The organism is Chroococcidiopsis sp. CCALA 051, assembly GCF_003015105.1.
Lineage (GTDB): Bacteria > Cyanobacteriota > Cyanobacteriia > Cyanobacteriales > Chroococcidiopsidaceae > Chroococcidiopsis > Chroococcidiopsis thermalis.
The window spans coordinates 22,730-40,657 of the sequence record NZ_PYCI01000019.1 but is presented as its reverse complement, the minus strand read 5'-3'; the positions used below and the strand labels follow the sequence as shown (position 1 = coordinate 40,657).

The following is a 17,928-nucleotide window of genomic DNA, read 5'->3' as shown; positions in this document are numbered from 1 at the left end:
ATTTACTCCTTCCTCTTTGGATAAGCAATCCGCTTGTGATGAAATTGTTGCCAAATGTTGACAAAGGTTTCAGCGATCGTATCCATGTCTGCCCGCGTTAGTCCAGAGTCAACTAATTGATTATCTTGCCAGCGCGATCGCAGAATTTTTTGTACCATAGCTAGGGCTTCCTCTCGCGTCGGTTCTTTTCCGCCTGATTTTCCCGCTGCTGGTAGAGTGCGTAAAGCTGCTTCACAGGAATCTGCTAGCATCACCAAGGCTGTTTCTCGCGACTGGGGCGCTGGACCCGCGTAACAAAAATCTCTTTCGTCTACTGTAATGCTATGGTCTTGTCGTGCGATCTGCTGCGCTTGGTGGTAAAAATAGGCGATCGCCATCGTGCCTTGATGTTCGGGAATAAAGGCTTGGATTGCCATTGGTAAACGACACTTGCGTGCCATGACCAACCCTTCAGTCACGTGCTTTCTAATAATTGCCGCACTCTCCCAAGGATCGTTAATTTCATCGTGTTTATTGACCCCACCCATCTGATTCTCAATAAAAGCGAGGGGATCGTGGAGTTTGCCAATATCGTGATATAAGGTTCCCGTCCGCACCAATTCGACGTTGCATCCCAATGCCCTCGCCGCTGCCTCTGCCAGAGTGGAGACAAACAGCGTGTGTTGAAAGGTTCCGGGGGCTTCCGTTGCCAAACGCTTTAATAATGGTCGGTTGGGGTTGGCAAGTTCTGCTAGCCGAATTGGGGTAACTAGATCGAAAAAATGCTCTAAATAGGGGCTAATGCCGATCGCGATCGCGCTCCAGACAATCCCTGCAAGGCTAAATAAGCCAGCTTGAAGGGCAACATCGTACCAATTCCATACTGAATCAGTCCCGATCGCGCTGAGTACGACTTTCCCGAGCAGGTAAGCTAATCCTTGGATTGCACTAACCGCGACTCCGATTAGAGCTAACTCTTCTCGCGATCGCATCCACCCAGCCATCCAACTAGCTAGCATTCCGCCCGCTAAGCCTGTTAATAAAGACTTGCCGCTAATATCCATTCCTATAGGTACGAGCAGCCCCAACAACCCTACAACTGTGCCACCAATTGGGAAGCCGTAGAAGCTACCTAGTAACAGTCCTACAGCAGGTAAGTTAATATACCGTAAATTTAGCCTTAAGAGTAGCGGAGTACTCAATGCTAATAATAAAATTAAAACACAGTCACGCTGCCGTAGTTTTTGCCGCTCGAATTTCCAGGCAATCCAGGCAAAAATACCAACGGCTACACTGACGATCCCACCAAATTTTGATAGCCCCGACCAACCGATCCCGCGTCGCGACAGACCGAAATAGTCGAGAGTAATAAATGCAGCATGGTCGATCGTTTCGCCTTTTCTGACTATGACCTCGCCTCGCTCTAGATTCAGCATTTGGGGGGTAATTTTTGCTACCGCTTCAGCTGCTGCTAACTTTGTTTGTGCCTCGTCTTCTTTGAGATTTGGTTCGAGGACGGTTAACAGCATTTGGGTTGCTAGAGGTTCCATCTGCGGTGGTACATGCGATCGCACTTGTAAGTTCACCGCTGTTTGCAAAGTGTCGGATGATATACCTCGATAAACTCCTTGGGCGAGAATGCGTTGTGTAGTGGCGCGGATACCTGCAACTGTCTTCGACCAAATGGGATCGGATAAATCTAACCAGGAAGATTCGTAAAGAGTTGGCGGAGTTGCTTTTTGTAATTGTGCCAGTTGCGATAAAGCTTGAGCGTATTGCTGGCGGACTTGAGATAGCTTTGCCATTAACATCGAGAACTGGTGAGACTTCGCTGTTTTCAAGCGATAAGCATTCAGTTCCCTTGCTGCCTGAGCCATTGCCTCATTTTCAAATCTTTCGAGTTTAACCGGAGCAAAGTTCGTTGTCGCGGTATTTTGCTTGCGTTCTCGACTTTGCGTGTCTCGTAAAAAGGCTAAGACTTTCTGCCACTGGGAATCTGGGCAGCTGCGTAGATAAATTTGTGCTGCTGTAGATAAGTTGGTTGTGGTTGTAAATGGAAAATCTCCTGCTAGCTGCCGCAGTTGCTCTCCCTGTGTCAAGTTAGTTTGCAACTTTTGCCAAATTTTTTGGTTTACCGTCGAGTCAATGACTAAGATCGGCTCTGCTTTTCTCCATGCAATTTGGCGGTTTTGGGCTGTAGTTTTCGTATCGACAATTTGAGCTGCTTTAGGGGCGCGAATTGTCTCTGGTGCGATCGTGCCTTCATCTAGCCGAGGTTGGTTGGCAAAGCGATGTCCCAACATTATACTCAGCAATATCACTGCCAGTATCAGGAGCGCAGAGGTGCGTTCTCTGCGCACTTTAGGAGGTTTTTTAGCTTTAACTCCTGGTTGAGCTTGGCATACTTTACGAGTTAATTGCTGCTGGTTTGGTAGCAATTGCCACCACTTCTTGAGTTGCAGGTCGAGCAATTCAAATAGCGTGCGCTTTTTCATTACCCTTATTACATGCAATCGGCATGGAGCAAAAAGTTAAATGGCATAAAGCCTCATCTGTAATCTTAGGTTGAATGACAATAATTACATCCAGTCTATGGATCTTTCCACAATGAGAGCTCACAACTGGCGATTAAGCTTATTGCCTGTTCTACAACTCAAGTATTTAGAAACTAAACTTTCCTGAAATCAAATTTTTCAGATCGATTTTGGAAAGACAGCAATTATTCTCAGCGCCTCCGCACGATTTTAGGGGCAGCAATTGCAACTATTTGATTGTTGGTAGTAGCTCGATCGCTCTGCTGATATACTCCCGACCACACTGCGACTAGTACATCACACAATCTTAGCACTTCAGCCTGATTTGTCACCCCTATTGCTAGTGCTTGAGTAACTGGAATGCTTGCCACGCCATTGTAAGCTCCTGAAAGCGCACCCGCGATCGCGCTCGTCACGCCAGAGCGATCGCTTATTGCTGCTCTTTGAACGGTCAAGCGAAAGTCTGCTGGAGTACTCAGGTAGCAAAAAAACGCCAAAGCGATTTGACTGCTCAATTCATGGGGTTGTCCTAACTGAGCGATCGCTCTTTCCAATCCTGCTCGTTCGTCCAGTAGCTCTTTGACTTGTGAGAGTTTTGCAGCTGTTGCAGTTGGGGATGTTCCTACAAAAGCAATTGCTTGGGAAATTATCTCGATTGGGTTCGATTTTGCTTGTAAAGCAATGGCGATTGCTTGTCCTATTGCTAAGGTTCCATCTCGGCTTTCTGGCTCATCCCGATCGATCGCGACTAGCGCCAGTTGCAAATTTTGCCGCAGCTTCAACTCATTCTCATGAAAAAATACTGATATGGGAAGAGTTGTTAAAGGTGAAGCGATTGGATTACCAGTCAACTCTTTTGTCATGAATTTGTGCCACGCTTCGTAATCGAACTTACCGAGCGCGATCAAAGTCTTTATTCCTTGCAATACTGAGTCAAGCAACCCCGATTGGGATGAGTTATCGATTGCCCTTTCAGATAATATCGCCTTAAGTTTAGGGTGGTTTGCGACTTCGCCAACTGCCATTCCCAGCATCGTGCCGCGAAATCGACTATGAATCGAGTAACTCATTAATTGGAGTGCCTGATATGGTGAATCAAGGCGTGTAAACCTAAGCGATAACTCTGTACGCCAAAACCACTAATTTGCCCGATTGCTACACCTGCAATATAGGAGTGATGGCGAAAAGATTCTCGTTGATAAATATTACTTAAATGAACTTCTACTGTGGGCATTTTTACCGCAGCGATCGCATCTCGCAGCGCCACGCTTGTATGGGTATAAGCACCCGCATTAATCACAATTCCCTGGTATTCTGACTTAGCTGCTTGGATCGCATCCACTAGCACGCCTTCATGGTTAGACTGCATCGCCTTCACTTCTGCTTGCAGTTGATTCCCTTCTGCCACTAACATGCTGTCGATCTCAGCTAACGTCACTGAACCGTAAATTCCTGGTTCTCTTGCTCCCAGCAGGTTCAAATTCGGTCCATGCAGCACGAGTATCCTAATAAGTGACGAATGAGAAGACACGCCAGCTAAGCCCATTCAATATCTATCTGTGACGACGAGTGCGGCGATCGTCAACTGGAATTGGGATCGGCTCTGGTTCCGGTTCAGCTTCCGGTCCTAGCAAGGCTTCAATTAGCTTGCGCGCCCATTCTTTCAGCTTTTCCAGTACCCGATCTATGTAATCCATCGAACCGATTACTCCTACAAAACTACCTTGATTTCTTGATGATAATCGATTGGAATCTATCTTTGTGCGCTCTTGATTTTGCCGCTACTTATTCTTTATATTTGCTTAGCTTTTTGCTGTTGCTAGCACACAAAGTTTAACTTTTTCAAGTCAAAATGTAGCTTAGCTACTTATTCTCAACCGCTTTAACTTTCTGTTTCCTTTGCTCTACCAACATTTTGTTGGGAAAACGAAGGTGACAGCTTAATCTTTTTATTTAATATAAAGATATCACAAATTCCAACAGCAGACACATCTCTCTTTTGAGGGAATGGTTATCAGTTATCAGTGACTGGTGACTGGTGGCTAGTGACTAGAATTGCTCCCCCAGATCCCGAGAGCCTCCCCAGCTCAAGAGCAGCCCTCTTCTCCCCTCTGCTCCCTAGATTTTAGTAGGCGGCGCAAGAGATCGAGAGCGGTGCAGGCGCTGATATGGCGAATCAGAGCGCGATCGCGTCCAGTTCCGAAATGATTTTCAAAACTTTGAACCTTGCCATCGGCTCCCGCCAAACCGATGTACACTAAGCCAACAGGTTTGGTTGCCGTACCACCATCGGGTCCGGCAATTCCCGTGATGCTCAAACCCCAAGTCGTACCGAGACGCGATCGCACTCCTGCTGCCATTTGTTCGGCGACGATCGCGCTGACAGCGCCAAATTGACTCAAATCATCAGGATTAACGCCCAAAACAGAAATTTTTACTGCATTGTCGTAGGAGATAACTCCCCCCCAGAAATATCTAGAACTACCTGGTATATCCGTGAGCATCTGCCCTAAACCGCCACCCGTACAGGATTCTGCCACACTCAGAGTTTCTCCCGTCGCAGTTAACAATTTACCAACCGCCGAGGCTAAAGTTTCTTCGTCAGAACCGAAATAATTTAAGTCTCCAATTTCCTGCAATTGTCGAGCCACTGGAGCAATAATTTGCTGGGCTGTTTCTGGAGAAGTTGCTTTTGCTGAGACACGCAACTTTACTTCTCCTTGGCTGGCATAAGGAGCTACGGTAGGGTTAGGTAAATTGAGAAAGGCTGCTGCTTTTTCTGCTAAAGCGGCTTCGGCAATCCCCCAAAATTTCAAAGTTTGGCTATAAATAATTTCTCGACCGTAACCAAGAGTCTTAAGGTAAGGGACGGCGGTTTCTTGCCACATTCGCTGCATTTCTGACGGTACGCCAGGAAAGGTAAGGATTGCCACCCCAGTGCGCGGTTGCCAGAGAATACCTGGGGCGGTTCCACCTGGATTGGGTAAAACTGCCGCACCTTGAGGTAGTAAGGCTTGCTTGCGATTGCTAGGAGACATTTTTCGCCCGCGTGCAGCATATTTGCGAGTAATGTCTTCAATAATTTCTTGGTGTTCTGCGAGCGGTACGCCAAAGAAATCGGCTAAAGTTTCGTGGGTCAGATCGTCGGGCGTAGGACCTAATCCACCCGTAAAGATGAGAACTTGAGTTGAGTTATCTTGAGTTGATGTTCGATCTAGAGCGACTTGAATCGCGTGTTTGATTCTTGCTGGATTATCCCCCACTACAGTTTGATAGTAATGGGGAATTCCTAGATTTGCTAATTGCTGAGCTAAAAATTGCGCGTTGGTATTGAGAATATCGCCCAGCAGTAATTCAGTTCCAACACAAATGATTTCGGCACTCATGGTAGTGGCTAGTGGTTAGCGGTTAGTGGTTAGACGAAACTAGTCACTAGTCACTAGTCACTAGTCACTTATGCTAGCGCAGGTACGGGAACGTTGAGATGCGGATAGAGGGGGAAGCGATCGCACAATGCCGCGACTCGGCGGCGACAGTCTTGCGCCACGGTATCATCTTGAGGATGTAGCAGGCGCTCGGCGATAATATTGGCAATTTCGGTAAATTCTTCCGTACCCATGCCTCGTGTGGTCATGGCTGGGGAACCCAAACGGATACCACTGGTAACAAAAGGCGATTCTGTATCGAAGGGGACTGTATTCTTATTGGCAGTGATATTTGTTTCACCTAAAAGGCGATCGCCTTCTTTACCTGTCATGCCAATACAGCGCAAGTCAACCAGCATCAAATGATTTTCTGTACCGTTGGATACCAGTTTGAAGCCTCTGTTTTGTAATTGAGCCGCCATAGCTTTAGCATTTTCAATGACTTGGGCTGCATAAGTCTTGAATTGAGGCTGCAATGCTTCGCCAAAGGCAACTGCTTTCGCCGCGATGACGTGTTCCAAGGGTCCGCCTTGGCTACCAGGGAACACGGATTTATCTAGTTTTTTACCCAGTTCGGGATCGCGAGTGAGAATTAATCCGCCTCTTGGTCCGCGCAAAGTTTTATGGGTGGTTGTCGTAACCACATCGCAGTAGGGAATGGGGTTAGGATGCAAGCCAGTAGCAACCAAGCCAGCAATGTGAGCGATATCGGCTAATAAGTAAGCACCAACTTCATCGGCGATCGCTCTAAACTTTTCAAAGTCAATTATGCGTGGATAAGCAGAATAACCGCAAATGAGTAGCTTGGGACGATGTTGCAGCGCCAATTCCCGAATTTGGTCGTAGTCTAATTGTTCGGTCTGGGGATTCACGCCGTAATGGTGGACTTTGAACCACTTCCCAGAGAAATTTACGGGCGAACCGTGGGTTAAGTGTCCGCCGTGGGATAAATCCATCCCCATAATTGCGTCTCCTGGCTCTAGCAGAGTCATGAAGACGGCAAAATTAGCTTGAGCGCCAGAATGGGGTTGAACGTTGGCATGAGCCGCACCAAACAGTTGTTTGACGCGATCGATCGCTAATTGCTCGACGCGATCGATATATTCACAACCACCGTAATAACGCTTTCCTGGTAAGCCTTCAGCATATTTATTGGTCAATACCGAACCCTGGGCAGCTAAAACAGCAGCCGAGGTAAAGTTTTCACTAGCAATTAATTCTAAGTGGTCGCGCTGGCGCTGAAGTTCGCCGCTAATTAATTCAGCCACAACCGGATCGGAGGAAGCAAGTAAATCTAAGTTAGTCGAAGACACTGTGGTTAACCTTAAGCAATTTACACGACTGTACCTGTCTAGATTAATAGGAGCGATCGCGTTTTCCGAAACCACACCATCAATCAAAATTTGCGGACAGCATAACTCAACATAGATACTTTAACTCAATCATAGGGAGCAGGGAGCGCACGAGCAGTTATCAGTAACCAGTGACCAGTGACCAGTTATCCGCAACCTAATGAGTAGAGGAGCAGGGGAGCTGAGGGAGCTGAGGGAGAATTTAATTCCGACTTACAACTTACCAACTACTAACGCGGATATTAAGCTCTGTATGCCTTATAACACTCTTTATAAGTGACTAGCATAAAATTGACTTAAGGGATCATAGGATATTCTGGAGGGATCTGGATGTTAGTGATTTTGATGGAAGATCGAATCCTTGCCCCTCAGCAAGTTTGCCAAAGCTGTTTGCTTGCCGATCGTGCTGGACAGCCACGTTGGAGACAAGGACAATTACGCTGTGGTCAAGCTGTACCTAAACTCTCGCCAGGACAACCAGATCAGTACGAATGTATGATGGGCTTCCGCATTGCCAATGTTGAATGATGGTAGTGCATCGCAAGTCGCAAGTCGCAAGTCGCAAGTCATAATTAACTAGTCACTGGTCATCGGTCGCTGGTCGCTGACAACTGAATAACTGTAAAACCTGCGCTATCCTGTGCATATGAAGAGTTAAATTCAAATAAATTCTTTTAGGAGAATAAACAATGGCTTGGCGCGGGTCTACTACGGTGCAAGAGCGAATCTTTGCTTGTTTACCATATTTACTGCCCTTGATGCATGGGTTTGCATTTGGCGTTTTCTTACTGCGAGAATTTCCAGTTCTACAATATCTATTTCTACCGCTGATACCTTTATTGCAAATATACAGTAGTATACCTTTTGCTAGTTTAATTGTCTTTTTTGCTTTATATCTATTGGTAGTTAGAAATGAAAGCATCAGCCACTTTATTCGTTTCAATACCATGCAAGCAATTTTAATTGATATTGTAATATTTTTGTGTGGGTTGGTGCTGCCAATTTTGGCTCCAATTCCTGGGGCTAGTTTTGCCACGCAGACTATAGCCAGTACAATTTTCCTTGGAATAGTGGCAGCTGTAGCGTTTGCTGTAACTCAGTCTCTAAGAGGAAAATATGCAGAAATTCCTGCTCTCTCTGATGCAGTTCATATGCAGGTGAGATAGATATTTTGTCATCGGTAATTAGGCATTGGTCATTGGCGATCTGAGTGCAAGAGACTTATCTATTTTCTAAAAGTCGATTGCACATTTTACTACTTTTAACAATCTTGTTGCTTTAGTCATGAAAACATCATAAGTTTTGAATTGTCGATTCAGAATTCTCGTTGGCGTACCTTAAAATTACAGTATTTTCTAAGCGACCAATCCCTTCAATCTCAACGCGGATGCGATCGCCTGCATTCAGCACTCCTACCCCAGGAGGAGTTCCAGTCAAGACGACATCCCCAGGTAACAGCGTCATGACTTGACTGATGTAGGACACGAGGACAGATGGAGAATAGACCATTTCTTCGATGCTGGCAGATTGTACGGGTTGGGGATTATCGTTTAAAAATGTCTGTAGTTGGGCAGATGGATTGATTTCTCGGACGATCCAGGGACCAAGGGGGCAAAAGGTATCAAATCCTTTGGCTCGCGTCCACTGACTATCCTGCCTTTGTAAATCTCGCGCCGTGATATCGTTAGCGATCGTATAGCCCCAAATTTTTTTCTGCGCTTGTTCTGGCGTACAATCTGACGTGCGATCGCCAATCACTAAAGCTAATTCTCCTTCATAGTCTACCCGTCTCGACTGTTGCGGGTATTTAATTTCCGTCGCCGTGGCAATCACTGCTGAAGGTGGCTTCAGAAACAACAAAGGTTCCTTCGGTACACTTGAACCCATTTCTGCTGCATGTTCCACGTAGTTTTTACCCACTGCTACGATTTTGGAGGGAGCGCAAGGTGCGAGAATCTGATATTCATCTGGTGTTAAGCTTTCCTCCGTAGGCTGTCCTTGTAACCAAGGCGGAGCATCTAATAGCAGAACTTCCAAGCTAAGTTGGAGTATGCCGTAGTAGATGCGTCCCTCTAGAGATTGAACTCGAATGTAGCGTTGCGCCATAAAGTGTTATTAGATACCTGATCGTTTACTCTATCGTTTGAGCGTGAATTTTTGTGTTGATAGTTTTACAAAGCATTTTTTCGTTGGTTGTTGGTCGTTGGGAAGTGAGTCGTGAGTCGTGAGTGACAAGTGGCTAGACTCAATTCTTGTCAACGGTTCCACTAGCCACTAGCCACTGATAACGGATGACTACTTAATAGTTTGTGCGATCGCAATGTCAATCGATTTAAGAAATACAAATTCTGCTTGTGCCTCTATTTTGGTAGAAACATGGCGACGGTTGGGACTCAATACTGCTGTCATTTGTCCTGGTTCGCGTTCTACCCCACTGACAATCGCTTTCTTACAAGCCTCAGAAGTTGAGGCAATTTCCGTGTTAGATGAGCGTTCTGCTGCCTTTTTCGCCTTGGGAATTGCTAAACAAACGAGTAAACCTGTAGTTGTCGTCGTCACCTCCGGTACGGCTGGAGTTAACTGCTATCCCGCAATCGTGGAAGCAAGGGAAAGTCGAGTGCCTTTAATAGTTCTAACAGCCGATCGACCTCCTGAATTGAGACACTGTCATTCTGGACAAACGATCGATCAGTTAAAGTTATTTGGCTCTTATCCTAACTGGCAAGCAGAATTAGCTCTACCATCTTTAGAAATCTCGACGTTAAGATATTTACGCCAAACAGCGATTTATGCGTGGGAACGGGCGCTATACCCCGTCCCTGGAGTTATTCATCTCAATATACCTTTTCGCGACCCCCTCGCACCCATACCCGATGGCAATAATTCTGAATTTATCTCTTCTCAACTAGAATTAGAAGACTTTTTTGCTGGGATCGAAATCGGTTCCCGTGCGGACGCGCATCTGTCCCTCCCTGCAACTCCCGTACGAGTAGGTTTGTCCAAATTGTTGACGAGTCAAGAGATATCTGGGTTAAACCCACCCCTACCTGTCTTTTGGCAACAGCTCGAACGCGGTATCATCATTGCTGGTATTGCGCAACCACAGAACCCACGAGAATATTGTGGGGCGATCGCTCAACTTGCTAAAACAGTGAAATTCCCAGTTCTAGCAGAGGGGTTATCTCCAGCCAGAAATTATGCCGAACTCAATCCCTATCTCATTTCTACCTACGATTTAATTCTTCGGCAGCCGCAGCTAGCAGATAAACTCAAGCCGGACTTGGTAATCCAAATTGGGGAATTGCCTACAAGTAAAGAGTTACGTAGTTGGCTCGATCGCACTCAACCGCAGCGTTGGATTGTCGATCCTAGCGACCAAAATCTAGACCCTCTACATGGTAAAACAACTCATCTGCGCCTTTGTGTGGAACAGTTAGCTCAAATCTACCCTACAAAGCCAAAGTTACCTAGCGACTATCTGCAGCTATGGTGCGATTTAGAGACTAAGGTGAGAGGTGTTGTAGATGGGGCGATCGCCAACCTGAATCAGCCGTTTGAAGGTAAGGTAGCTTGGATGCTCTCTCAAATACTCCCCCCTGGTACGCCACTGTTTATTGCCAATAGTATGCCCGTGCGCGATGTAGAATTTTTTTGGATGCCTAGTAATTCTGGCGTGCGACCTTTTGTGAATCGCGGCGCAAATGGCATTGATGGTACTTTATCTACTGCTTTAGGAATTGCTCATCACAATCAAAGCAGTGTCATGCTAACTGGAGACTTAGCTTTATTGCACGATACTAATGGCTTTCTCATTGGTAAAAAACTTAAGGGTCATTTAACAATTGTGCTGATTAATAACAATGGTGGCGGAATTTTTGAAATGCTGCCAATTTCTCAGTTTGAACCACCCTTTGAAGAGTTTTTTGCTACGCCACAAGATATTGATTTCGCTTGCCTTTGTCAGACTTATGGTGTAGAACATGAGTTAATTACGACTTGGGAAGATTTGCAACAAAGGCTAGAGTTTATACCAGCAAGCGGCATTCGAGTTTTAGAGTTGAGGACAAATAGAAAAGCTGATGCTCGATGGCGACAAGCGAATTTAGCAAAATTTGTCCAAGGAATTTGAAGTTAGATATTGGTCATTTGTCCTTCGTCATTTGTCACTGATAACTGATAACTGATAACTGATAACTGATGAAAAGAATTTCTGCTACCTTAGCGGTCTTAATTGCGATCGCAACAGCGCTTCCAACTCAGGCTCAAACAACAAGAGAGCCGAAGTATTTTCGCAGTAGTTTTTATAACAACAACCCATTAGACTGTAAAATTTTTTATCCCGTTCCAGTTGGTGCAGTCCCTAGCCGCAAAGCAAAAGATGATACTTGCTTACCACCACCATTAGCAATTATTCCTGGATATGGTAAAGACTACACGCGCTTAATGAAAACAGGAATTCGGGCGGGAATTAGGGGTGATTACAATACGGCTTTAATTAACTTTCGTCGCGCTCAACAAATTGAGATTTCTAAAGACCATTTAGGCTACACTAATCGCGAGGCGTTGAGGGGAATTAATGGAGCGATGGTAGCCCAAAGATATCAATTAGAACCTCATCCAGTAAAAAGACTCACGCCAAAATTTTTTTGGTACTACTGGACTGGTACGGGCGATCGCGGTAACTGGGGTAGGAATATTATCGAGCGTCGATGATAAATCTTGCTGTTAGGGAGCATCCTACAAGTGTAAATTGCTCTTGCTTATCTGCTCCCTGCTATATTATTTTTCTAAAAATCAGCCTGAAAAACTTAATAAATTTGAGAAAATCTTACCATCAACATCATTATTACAACTAACCCACTTATCCAAACCAATAGCGAACCCCAACTTAAAGAATTTTGGTTGAATTGCTGCGATACGCCTTGTACCAATCTATTTAAATTTGCCATATTATTTGTATACTCCGAAACTATGTATCTTATAATACTGAAGCCTTTTTGTATATTTGGATCGAAATAGCAATCAAACTTAGTTAATAGAAACAAAAGTTCAAATATAACTCAGGCTTTAATCCATAGATTTTCAGATGAGGTAGCGCTGCTCGCTTTGAGACAGCCTTGGTTCACACAGGGAAAGCAAGAGATGGTGGTATGTTGCCTTAGCACTATACAAAACGCCCGTTCTTAAGTACAATTGTACTAAAAATAAAAGGGTAAGAATCCTGATGAAGTTCTCTAAACTCGATCTGGGTAATCTAGTAGCTGTCGGTCATTCAGATGGTTATTTAGGGCTGTTAATTGACCGAGGAGATGAGTTTGAGTTAGTGGAGGTTCCCGCCCCGATTGAGGCTTATGAAGGTTTGCAACACGTCAATTCATTAGTTAATACTAATGCATTACCTGCTGCATCTGAACCTCTAAAAATGCTACCAGTTCAGTCTACAATGGCAACATCAATTGGTTATGGCTGCAACGATCGCATTTTACAAGTTGAGTTTAGTAGTGGCAGTGTATATCAGTATGCAGATGTGGAACCGGAGACTTGGGAAGCTTTACAAGAAACCGATTCTCTAGGAAGATTTTATAACAACAATATTAAAGGTCAATACGATTGCCAGCGCATCGACTATATCGACTGCGATTACAGCGAAGAAGAATGTTGCTAGGTTGTAATATTTAAATTTTTTGTGACTTTATGAGCTATTGAAAGGTAATAAAGGAAGATATAAACCGACCGACCTTTAGAAAATATCTCAACAATGGAAGTCTTAATTCGCCAGCTTCAAGAAAGCGAAATACCCGCAGCAGATCGCGTTTTCAGATTAGCTTTTGGCACTTTTATCGGATTGCCCGATCCAATGGAATTTGGAGGTGATGCAAACTTTATCCAAAGTCGCTGGCACGCAAATCCATCAGCAGCTTTTGCCGCGATCGCAGATAGAATTATAGGATCTAATTTAGTAACTCGATGGGGTAGTTGTGCCTCTTTTGGTCCCCTTAGCGTTCATCCCGATTGGTGGAACCAAAAAATTGCCCAACGACTGATCGAACCAGTTGTAGAATGCTTCAATACATGGAATATCCAGCAGGCGGGTTTATTTACTTTTCCTAATAGTTCCAAACACCACGCGCTGTATCAAAAATTTGGATTTTGGCAGCGGTTCCTAACTGTAATTATGGCTAAACCCGTACAACAGTCTCAGCCAGTGCCGCAAGTCATCAGATATTCTCAAATGGATCGAGAACAGCGATCGAGTATTTTAAAAGAAAGTCTTACTATTACAGATAGCATTTTTGCAGGTTTAGATCTGTCGCAAGCAATTATTGTCATAGAGACGCAAAAAATAGGCGACACGGTTTTCTTTTGGGATGAAAAGAGTTTAGCAGGATTTGCTGTTTGTCATTGTGGTGCGGGAACCGAAGCAGGTAGCGATACTTGCTATGTTAAATTTGGGGTTGTGCGTTCGGGAAAAAATGTAGAGAAACGATTTGAGCAATTATTAGATCTATGCGAAACTTTGAGCGTACAGATGGGTATGTCGCGCTTATTAGCTGGGGTGAATACGAGTCGTCATGAGGCATATCGCCGGATGATAGCGCGGGGTTTTCGGACGGAGATTACTGGGATAGTAATGCATAGACCGAACCAACCAGGATATTGTCGTCCTGATGTATTTGTTGTAGATGATTGGCGGTAATAGTAATTACTAATACGATCGAAACAGCTTTGTATTTAAAATTAGGTTTAACGCTTTTCTATCCATGCAACACGAGTTAATATCCAACCATCTTCCTCTTGACTGCTAGCATTTCCTGCTACAGGATAGTCAAGTTGTTTGAGATATTGAACAACATCAAAAGTTTGTTGCTGACGACTGCGGTTACTGTAACTACTGACAATTAATCTTCCTCCCTATTTCACAGCATTAAAAAGCCGCTGAATATAATCCGAATGTAACTGAGAAGGGACATATTCTAATAAGGTATGTATAAAATCATATTGAGTTGTCGAGCGCCAGTATAAGGCATTAGCGATCGCAAAATTATTGATGAAATCTGGTAGTCTCTGACACGAAAGTTCTATCAAGCGGGACGAAATATCTATTCCATAGGGAATCAACTGGATTTTTTGTTCGCTTGCCCATTGTATTAAGCTTTCTAGCAATAAACCATTGGCACAACCCACATCTAAAAAACTTCCGTTCTTGTTGACCGCTGCTAAAATTACCTCTCGTCCGCAGCGCCAGCGTTCGGGCGTACTTCCCCATCCTGACTGTTGGTAAGGATTGCTAGATGCAAGATACCAATTTTCGGTTTTTTGCTGTTCTTCCTTAAACCAGGAAGCAAGTCCATTAGCTTCAAGCATTGCGTAAGATAATTTGAGAGGGAAATATGCCTTCTACTCCTGCAAACTAGTTTTTTAGTAAAGTAAAGTTACGCCAAGTTTCATCATGACTAAGCTGATTGTCATCACGGGGGTAAGTCGCGGTTTGGGGCTTGCCATGACGGAAGGATTCATTCAAGCTGGACATACAGTTGTAGGTTGCGCCCGTTCTGAGGCAGCAGTAGCAAAACTATCTCAGCAGTATAATTCGCCGCACGATTTTATGGTAGTAGACGTTGCCGATAACCAGCAGGTGAAAACTTGGGCAGAACAAGTACTTTCGCGCCACGGCGTGCCAGATTTACTAATTAACAATGCAGCTATAATTAATCCTCTAGCCCCACTGTGGCAGATTCCTGTTGAAGAATTCGATCGCCTGATTGATGTCAACATCAAAGGAGTAGCAAACGTTATCCGTCACTTTGTCCCCGCCATGAAGGAGAAAAACCGGGGCATTATCGTTAACTTAAGTTCTGGTTGGGGTCGTTCCACTTCTCCAGAGGTCGCATCATACTGTGCGTCAAAATGGGCAATTGAGGGACTTACTAGGTCTTTGGCACAGGAATTACCCTCGGGAATGGCAGCGATTCCCCTCAACCCCGGCATCATTCATACAGATATGTTGGAAATTTGTTATGGAGAGGAGGCAGCGGCTTATACTGCGATCAAAGATTGGGTCAAGCAAGCCGTACCATTTCTACTTAAATTGAGTGCCAAGGATAATGGAATGCCGTTGACTGTTCCCGTTTGAGGAAGTCATGCATTCGTAGGGGCGGGTTTGCCAGCAATATTTGGTCGTAGTCAGAGATAATTGGTAAACACGCCCGTACAAAAGTCAAAACATTCAAAAATTGGGATTGAGATGTAACAACAGTTTGATATGAGTAAAATTTTAGATGTAACTCTTTCGATGGAAGTTGCCAAACGGATTAAGAGTAAAGCAACTAAGTGTTTTGATAACGCCTATAAAGCGGCGCTGTTGATAGAGGAATCGGTCTACGTACAGGGCTTTTTAGTCTTTGCCAGCGCGCCGTGTGAAATGGTAGAGTATGGCTGGCTCGAATTAGGCGATCGCATTGTCGATCCGACGTTTCCCCATCTGGATCGCCACATTGAAACACTCTATTACTTTCCTGCTCAGCGCCTCACCGTGCCACAACTCAAGGCAACCATAGAAGAGTCAAAAGAAGATTACCCAGAAGACGACCCCTTACCAGTCTACGGAGAAGCCCCTTATGAGTATTATGGCGATGTCATGCTAGGTGGCGCTGATTATGCCGCAGCATTCAAAGACGCTGAAGCAAAGTGCCGAGAAATCGAGCAAACTGGGGAGTGGGGAATCGGGAGTGGGGAGTCGGGATAAGAGAACTAAAGCAGCTAAAGGAAACGATTTAATTCCGAATTCCGAACTCCGAATTCCGAATTCTCCTCAGTAGCTATCGTTATCGTTAGCCATCTGCATTTCTAGTAGGTGGTTGGCGTGATTGAGTCGATTGGCGATCGCCTGTCGCCAGACGAGTTCCACTTCTGGATCTGCCAATACTTCTTGTGCCAGTTGTCTGTAAACAGCACTAGTAGCAGCATTAACCTGTTCCAGTAGTCTGAGGTTGTGATAGATAGTTCTGGGTGAAATTTTTGTCATATGGTAATTGGTTGTTGGTTGCTACTCCTGACTCCCTAGTACGGGCGCACAGCCGTGCGCCCCTACCGACTCTCGACTCCCGACTCCCCATTAAAAAGGTAAATCCGTGCTACCCATGAGGTAAAGGTCGCACTCGCGGGCTGCACCGCGACCCTCGTTGAATGCCCAAACGACTAAGCTTTGTCCGCGACGACAATCGCCAGCGGCGAAAACTCCAGGGATACTGGTAGCATACTTACCATAGTCGGCTTTGATATTGCTGCGGGGGTCGCGATCGAGTCTGAGGGCATCAATTAGGGGTTGTTCGGGTCCAAGGAAACCCATCGCCAGTAAGACGAGTTGGGCGGGTATGACTCTTTCCGTACCAGGGACTTGCTGTGGGATAAACTGCCCTTTGTCGTTTTTCGTCCATTCTATTTGTACCGTGTGGACGGCTTTGACGCAGCCGTTCTCGTCGCCTTCAAATTTGGTCGCAGTGGTGATATATACGCGGGGGTCAGCGCCAAATTTAGCTGCCGCTTCCTCCTGTCCGTAATCCATTTTGTAGACTTTGGGATATTCGGGCCACGGGTTATTCGCGGCACGGGTGAGGGGTGGCTGAGGCATAATTTCCAATTGGACGATGCTGTTGCAACTGTGGCGGATTGACGTACCAACACAATCAGTTCCAGTATCGCCACCGCCAATAATCACGACATCTTTATCGGCAGCAGAGATGAAATTATTGTTTCTGTGGTTATCTAGAATTGCTTGGGTATTGGCAGTGAGGAAATCCATTGCGAAGTGAATTCCCTTCAACTCTCGTCCTTCGATAGGTAAGTCGCGGGGTTTGGTCGCACCGACACAGAGAACTACAGCATCAAATTCTTTTAGCAGGGTTTCCGCAGAGATGTCTTTACCAATTTCGGTATTGCAAACAAATTTTACGCCCTCCTGTTCCAAAATATTCAGGCGACGCTGGACGACTTCCTGCTTATCCAATTTCATGTTGGGAATACCATACATCAGCAATCCACCTGGGCGATCGGCGCGTTCAAATACCGTGACCCAGTGTCCTGCTGTATTGAGTTGTGCTGCGGCACATAGTCCCGCCGGACCCGAACCGACAACGGCAACTTTTTTCCCCGTGCGCTTTTCTGGGGGATGAGGTTCGATCCAGCCCGCTTCCCAACCTTTATCAGCGATCGCATTTTCAATATTCTTAATTGTCACGGGAGGGTTATTAATGCCCAGCACGCAAGCACCTTCACACGGTGCAGGACAGACGCGCCCTGTAAATTCGGGGAAGTTGTTAGTTTTATGCAGGCGATCGAGGGCTTCGCGCCAAAGTCCGCGATAGATCAGGTCGTTCCACTCAGGAATCAAATTATTAATCGGACAACCGCTTGCCATGCCATTAATAACTGTACCCGTGTGGCAAAACGGTACGCCACAATCCATACAGCGCGCGCCTTGGGTTCGCAGTTTCTCCTCTGGCATATGGATGTGAAACTCGTCCCAGTTGTGGATGCGATCGACTGGCGCAACTTCCGATGCCACTTCACGGAGATATTCGATAAAGCCTGTTGGTTTGCCCATAGTTTAAAGGTGGTGCGTGGTGCGTGATGCGTGAA

General features: G+C 45.4%; 18 protein-coding genes. 8 read left to right on the top strand and 10 right to left on the bottom strand.

Annotated features, from left to right (window positions below; all coding sequences use genetic code 11):
* Window positions 1-2: 2 nt before the first annotated feature.
* The 6 genes from C7Y66_RS06845 to glyA form a co-directional block, all read right to left on the bottom strand.
* On the bottom strand, window positions 3-2,474 hold the full coding sequence (locus tag C7Y66_RS06845; protein WP_106544988.1) for an HD family phosphohydrolase: 2,472 nt from the start codon (window positions 2,472-2,474) through the stop codon (window positions 3-5).
* Between the two features lie 230 nt (window positions 2,475-2,704).
* On the bottom strand, window positions 2,705-3,583 hold the full coding sequence (locus C7Y66_RS06840; protein ID WP_015155088.1) for an ADP-ribosylglycohydrolase family protein: 879 nt from the start codon (window positions 3,581-3,583) through the stop codon (window positions 2,705-2,707).
* Window positions 3,583-4,059, bottom strand: coding sequence for a type II 3-dehydroquinate dehydratase (gene aroQ / locus C7Y66_RS06835; RefSeq protein ID WP_015155087.1), 477 nt, complete (start codon window positions 4,057-4,059; stop codon window positions 3,583-3,585). The genes C7Y66_RS06840 and aroQ overlap by 1 nt, the downstream gene beginning before the upstream one ends.
* A 7-nt stretch (window positions 4,060-4,066) precedes the next feature.
* Complete coding sequence (locus C7Y66_RS31615) at window positions 4,067-4,210, bottom strand: hypothetical protein (protein ID WP_015155086.1); 144 nt, start codon at window positions 4,208-4,210, stop codon at window positions 4,067-4,069.
* Between the two features lie 390 nt (window positions 4,211-4,600).
* On the bottom strand, window positions 4,601-5,899 hold the full coding sequence (locus C7Y66_RS06830; RefSeq protein WP_106544987.1) for a competence/damage-inducible protein A: 1,299 nt from the start codon (window positions 5,897-5,899) through the stop codon (window positions 4,601-4,603).
* 68 nt (window positions 5,900-5,967) lie between these two features.
* Window positions 5,968-7,251 (bottom strand): serine hydroxymethyltransferase, encoded by a 1,284-nt coding sequence (gene glyA, locus C7Y66_RS06825; RefSeq protein WP_106544986.1) that lies wholly within the window; start codon window positions 7,249-7,251, stop codon window positions 5,968-5,970.
* Between the two features lie 369 nt (window positions 7,252-7,620).
* Between glyA and C7Y66_RS06820 the strand changes: the two genes are divergently transcribed.
* On the top strand, window positions 7,621-7,818 hold the full coding sequence (locus tag C7Y66_RS06820; protein WP_015155083.1) for a hypothetical protein: 198 nt from the start codon (window positions 7,621-7,623) through the stop codon (window positions 7,816-7,818).
* A gap of 161 nt (window positions 7,819-7,979) precedes the next feature.
* Window positions 7,980-8,456, top strand: a complete 477-nt coding sequence (locus C7Y66_RS06815; RefSeq protein ID WP_015155082.1) for a Tic20 family protein — start codon at window positions 7,980-7,982, stop codon at window positions 8,454-8,456.
* Window positions 8,457-8,583: 127 nt separating this feature from the next.
* Here C7Y66_RS06815 and C7Y66_RS06810 read toward each other — a convergent pair whose 3' ends face one another.
* Window positions 8,584-9,396 (bottom strand): fumarylacetoacetate hydrolase family protein, encoded by an 813-nt coding sequence (locus C7Y66_RS06810; protein ID WP_015155081.1) that lies wholly within the window; start codon window positions 9,394-9,396, stop codon window positions 8,584-8,586.
* Between the two features lie 214 nt (window positions 9,397-9,610).
* On the opposite strand from C7Y66_RS06810, the gene menD reads away from it, so the two are divergent.
* The 4 genes from menD (at window position 9,611) to C7Y66_RS06790 (ending at window position 13,987) form a co-directional block, all read left to right on the top strand.
* Entirely contained in the window at window positions 9,611-11,419 is a 1,809-nt protein-coding gene (gene menD, locus C7Y66_RS06805) for a 2-succinyl-5-enolpyruvyl-6-hydroxy-3-cyclohexene-1-carboxylic-acid synthase (protein WP_106544985.1), read from the top strand.
* A gap of 68 nt (window positions 11,420-11,487) precedes the next feature.
* Entirely contained in the window at window positions 11,488-12,003 is a 516-nt protein-coding gene (locus C7Y66_RS06800) for a hypothetical protein (protein ID WP_106544984.1), read from the top strand.
* A 511-nt stretch (window positions 12,004-12,514) separates the two neighbouring features.
* Window positions 12,515-12,955: a KTSC domain-containing protein gene (locus C7Y66_RS06795; RefSeq protein ID WP_106544983.1), complete on the top strand. Its 441-nt coding sequence runs from the start codon at window positions 12,515-12,517 to the stop codon at window positions 12,953-12,955.
* Window positions 12,956-13,048: 93 nt separating this feature from the next.
* Window positions 13,049-13,987, top strand: a complete 939-nt coding sequence (locus C7Y66_RS06790) for a GNAT family N-acetyltransferase (RefSeq protein WP_106544982.1) — start codon at window positions 13,049-13,051, stop codon at window positions 13,985-13,987.
* A gap of 215 nt (window positions 13,988-14,202) precedes the next feature.
* On the opposite strand, the gene C7Y66_RS06785 is transcribed toward C7Y66_RS06790, so the two are convergent.
* The gene (locus C7Y66_RS06785) at window positions 14,203-14,655 is read right to left on the bottom strand and encodes a trans-aconitate 2-methyltransferase (protein ID WP_106544981.1); all 453 of its coding nucleotides are present in this window, start codon (window positions 14,653-14,655) and stop codon (window positions 14,203-14,205) included.
* 85 nt (window positions 14,656-14,740) lie between these two features.
* On the opposite strand from C7Y66_RS06785, the gene C7Y66_RS06780 reads away from it, so the two are divergent.
* A complete protein-coding gene (locus C7Y66_RS06780) occupies window positions 14,741-15,424 on the top strand; it encodes an SDR family oxidoreductase (protein WP_106168795.1) in 684 nt (227 codons plus the stop codon).
* Window positions 15,425-15,553: 129 nt separating this feature from the next.
* Window positions 15,554-16,036 carry a hypothetical protein gene (locus C7Y66_RS06775; RefSeq protein ID WP_106544980.1) on the top strand — a complete coding sequence of 161 codons (483 nt, stop codon included), beginning with the start codon at window positions 15,554-15,556 and terminating at the stop codon, window positions 16,034-16,036.
* Window positions 16,037-16,102: 66 nt separating this feature from the next.
* Here the strand turns inward: C7Y66_RS06775 and C7Y66_RS06770 are convergent, their stop codons facing one another.
* Together C7Y66_RS06770 and gltD are read right to left on the bottom strand one after the other, a co-directional pair.
* Complete coding sequence (locus C7Y66_RS06770) at window positions 16,103-16,315, bottom strand: hypothetical protein (RefSeq protein ID WP_015155072.1); 213 nt, start codon at window positions 16,313-16,315, stop codon at window positions 16,103-16,105.
* Between the two features lie 90 nt (window positions 16,316-16,405).
* Window positions 16,406-17,893 (bottom strand): glutamate synthase small subunit, encoded by a 1,488-nt coding sequence (gltD, locus tag C7Y66_RS06765; RefSeq protein WP_106544979.1) that lies wholly within the window; start codon window positions 17,891-17,893, stop codon window positions 16,406-16,408.
* Window positions 17,894-17,928 lie beyond the last annotated feature (35 nt).

Coding starts and splice junctions, on each gene's coding strand:
- C7Y66_RS06845 (WP_106544988.1), bottom strand. CDS start 2,474: ATGAAAAAGCGCACGCTATTTGAATTGCTCGACCTGCAACTCAAGAAG.
- C7Y66_RS06840 (WP_015155088.1), bottom strand. CDS start 3,583: ATGAGTTACTCGATTCATAGTCGATTTCGCGGCACGATGCTGGGAATG.
- aroQ (WP_015155087.1), bottom strand. CDS start 4,059: ATGGGCTTAGCTGGCGTGTCTTCTCATTCGTCACTTATTAGGATACTC.
- C7Y66_RS31615 (WP_015155086.1), bottom strand. CDS start 4,210: ATGGATTACATAGATCGGGTACTGGAAAAGCTGAAAGAATGGGCGCGC.
- C7Y66_RS06830 (WP_106544987.1), bottom strand. CDS start 5,899: ATGAGTGCCGAAATCATTTGTGTTGGAACTGAATTACTGCTGGGCGAT.
- C7Y66_RS06820 (WP_015155083.1), top strand. CDS start 7,621: ATGTTAGTGATTTTGATGGAAGATCGAATCCTTGCCCCTCAGCAAGTT.
- C7Y66_RS06815 (WP_015155082.1), top strand. CDS start 7,980: ATGGCTTGGCGCGGGTCTACTACGGTGCAAGAGCGAATCTTTGCTTGT.
- C7Y66_RS06810 (WP_015155081.1), bottom strand. CDS start 9,396: ATGGCGCAACGCTACATTCGAGTTCAATCTCTAGAGGGACGCATCTAC.
- menD (WP_106544985.1), top strand. CDS start 9,611: ATGTCAATCGATTTAAGAAATACAAATTCTGCTTGTGCCTCTATTTTG.
- C7Y66_RS06800 (WP_106544984.1), top strand. CDS start 11,488: ATGAAAAGAATTTCTGCTACCTTAGCGGTCTTAATTGCGATCGCAACA.
- C7Y66_RS06795 (WP_106544983.1), top strand. CDS start 12,515: ATGAAGTTCTCTAAACTCGATCTGGGTAATCTAGTAGCTGTCGGTCAT.
- C7Y66_RS06790 (WP_106544982.1), top strand. CDS start 13,049: ATGGAAGTCTTAATTCGCCAGCTTCAAGAAAGCGAAATACCCGCAGCA.
- C7Y66_RS06785 (WP_106544981.1), bottom strand. CDS start 14,655: ATGCTTGAAGCTAATGGACTTGCTTCCTGGTTTAAGGAAGAACAGCAA.
- C7Y66_RS06780 (WP_106168795.1), top strand. CDS start 14,741: ATGACTAAGCTGATTGTCATCACGGGGGTAAGTCGCGGTTTGGGGCTT.
- C7Y66_RS06775 (WP_106544980.1), top strand. CDS start 15,554: ATGAGTAAAATTTTAGATGTAACTCTTTCGATGGAAGTTGCCAAACGG.
- C7Y66_RS06770 (WP_015155072.1), bottom strand. CDS start 16,315: ATGACAAAAATTTCACCCAGAACTATCTATCACAACCTCAGACTACTG.
- gltD (WP_106544979.1), bottom strand. CDS start 17,893: ATGGGCAAACCAACAGGCTTTATCGAATATCTCCGTGAAGTGGCATCG.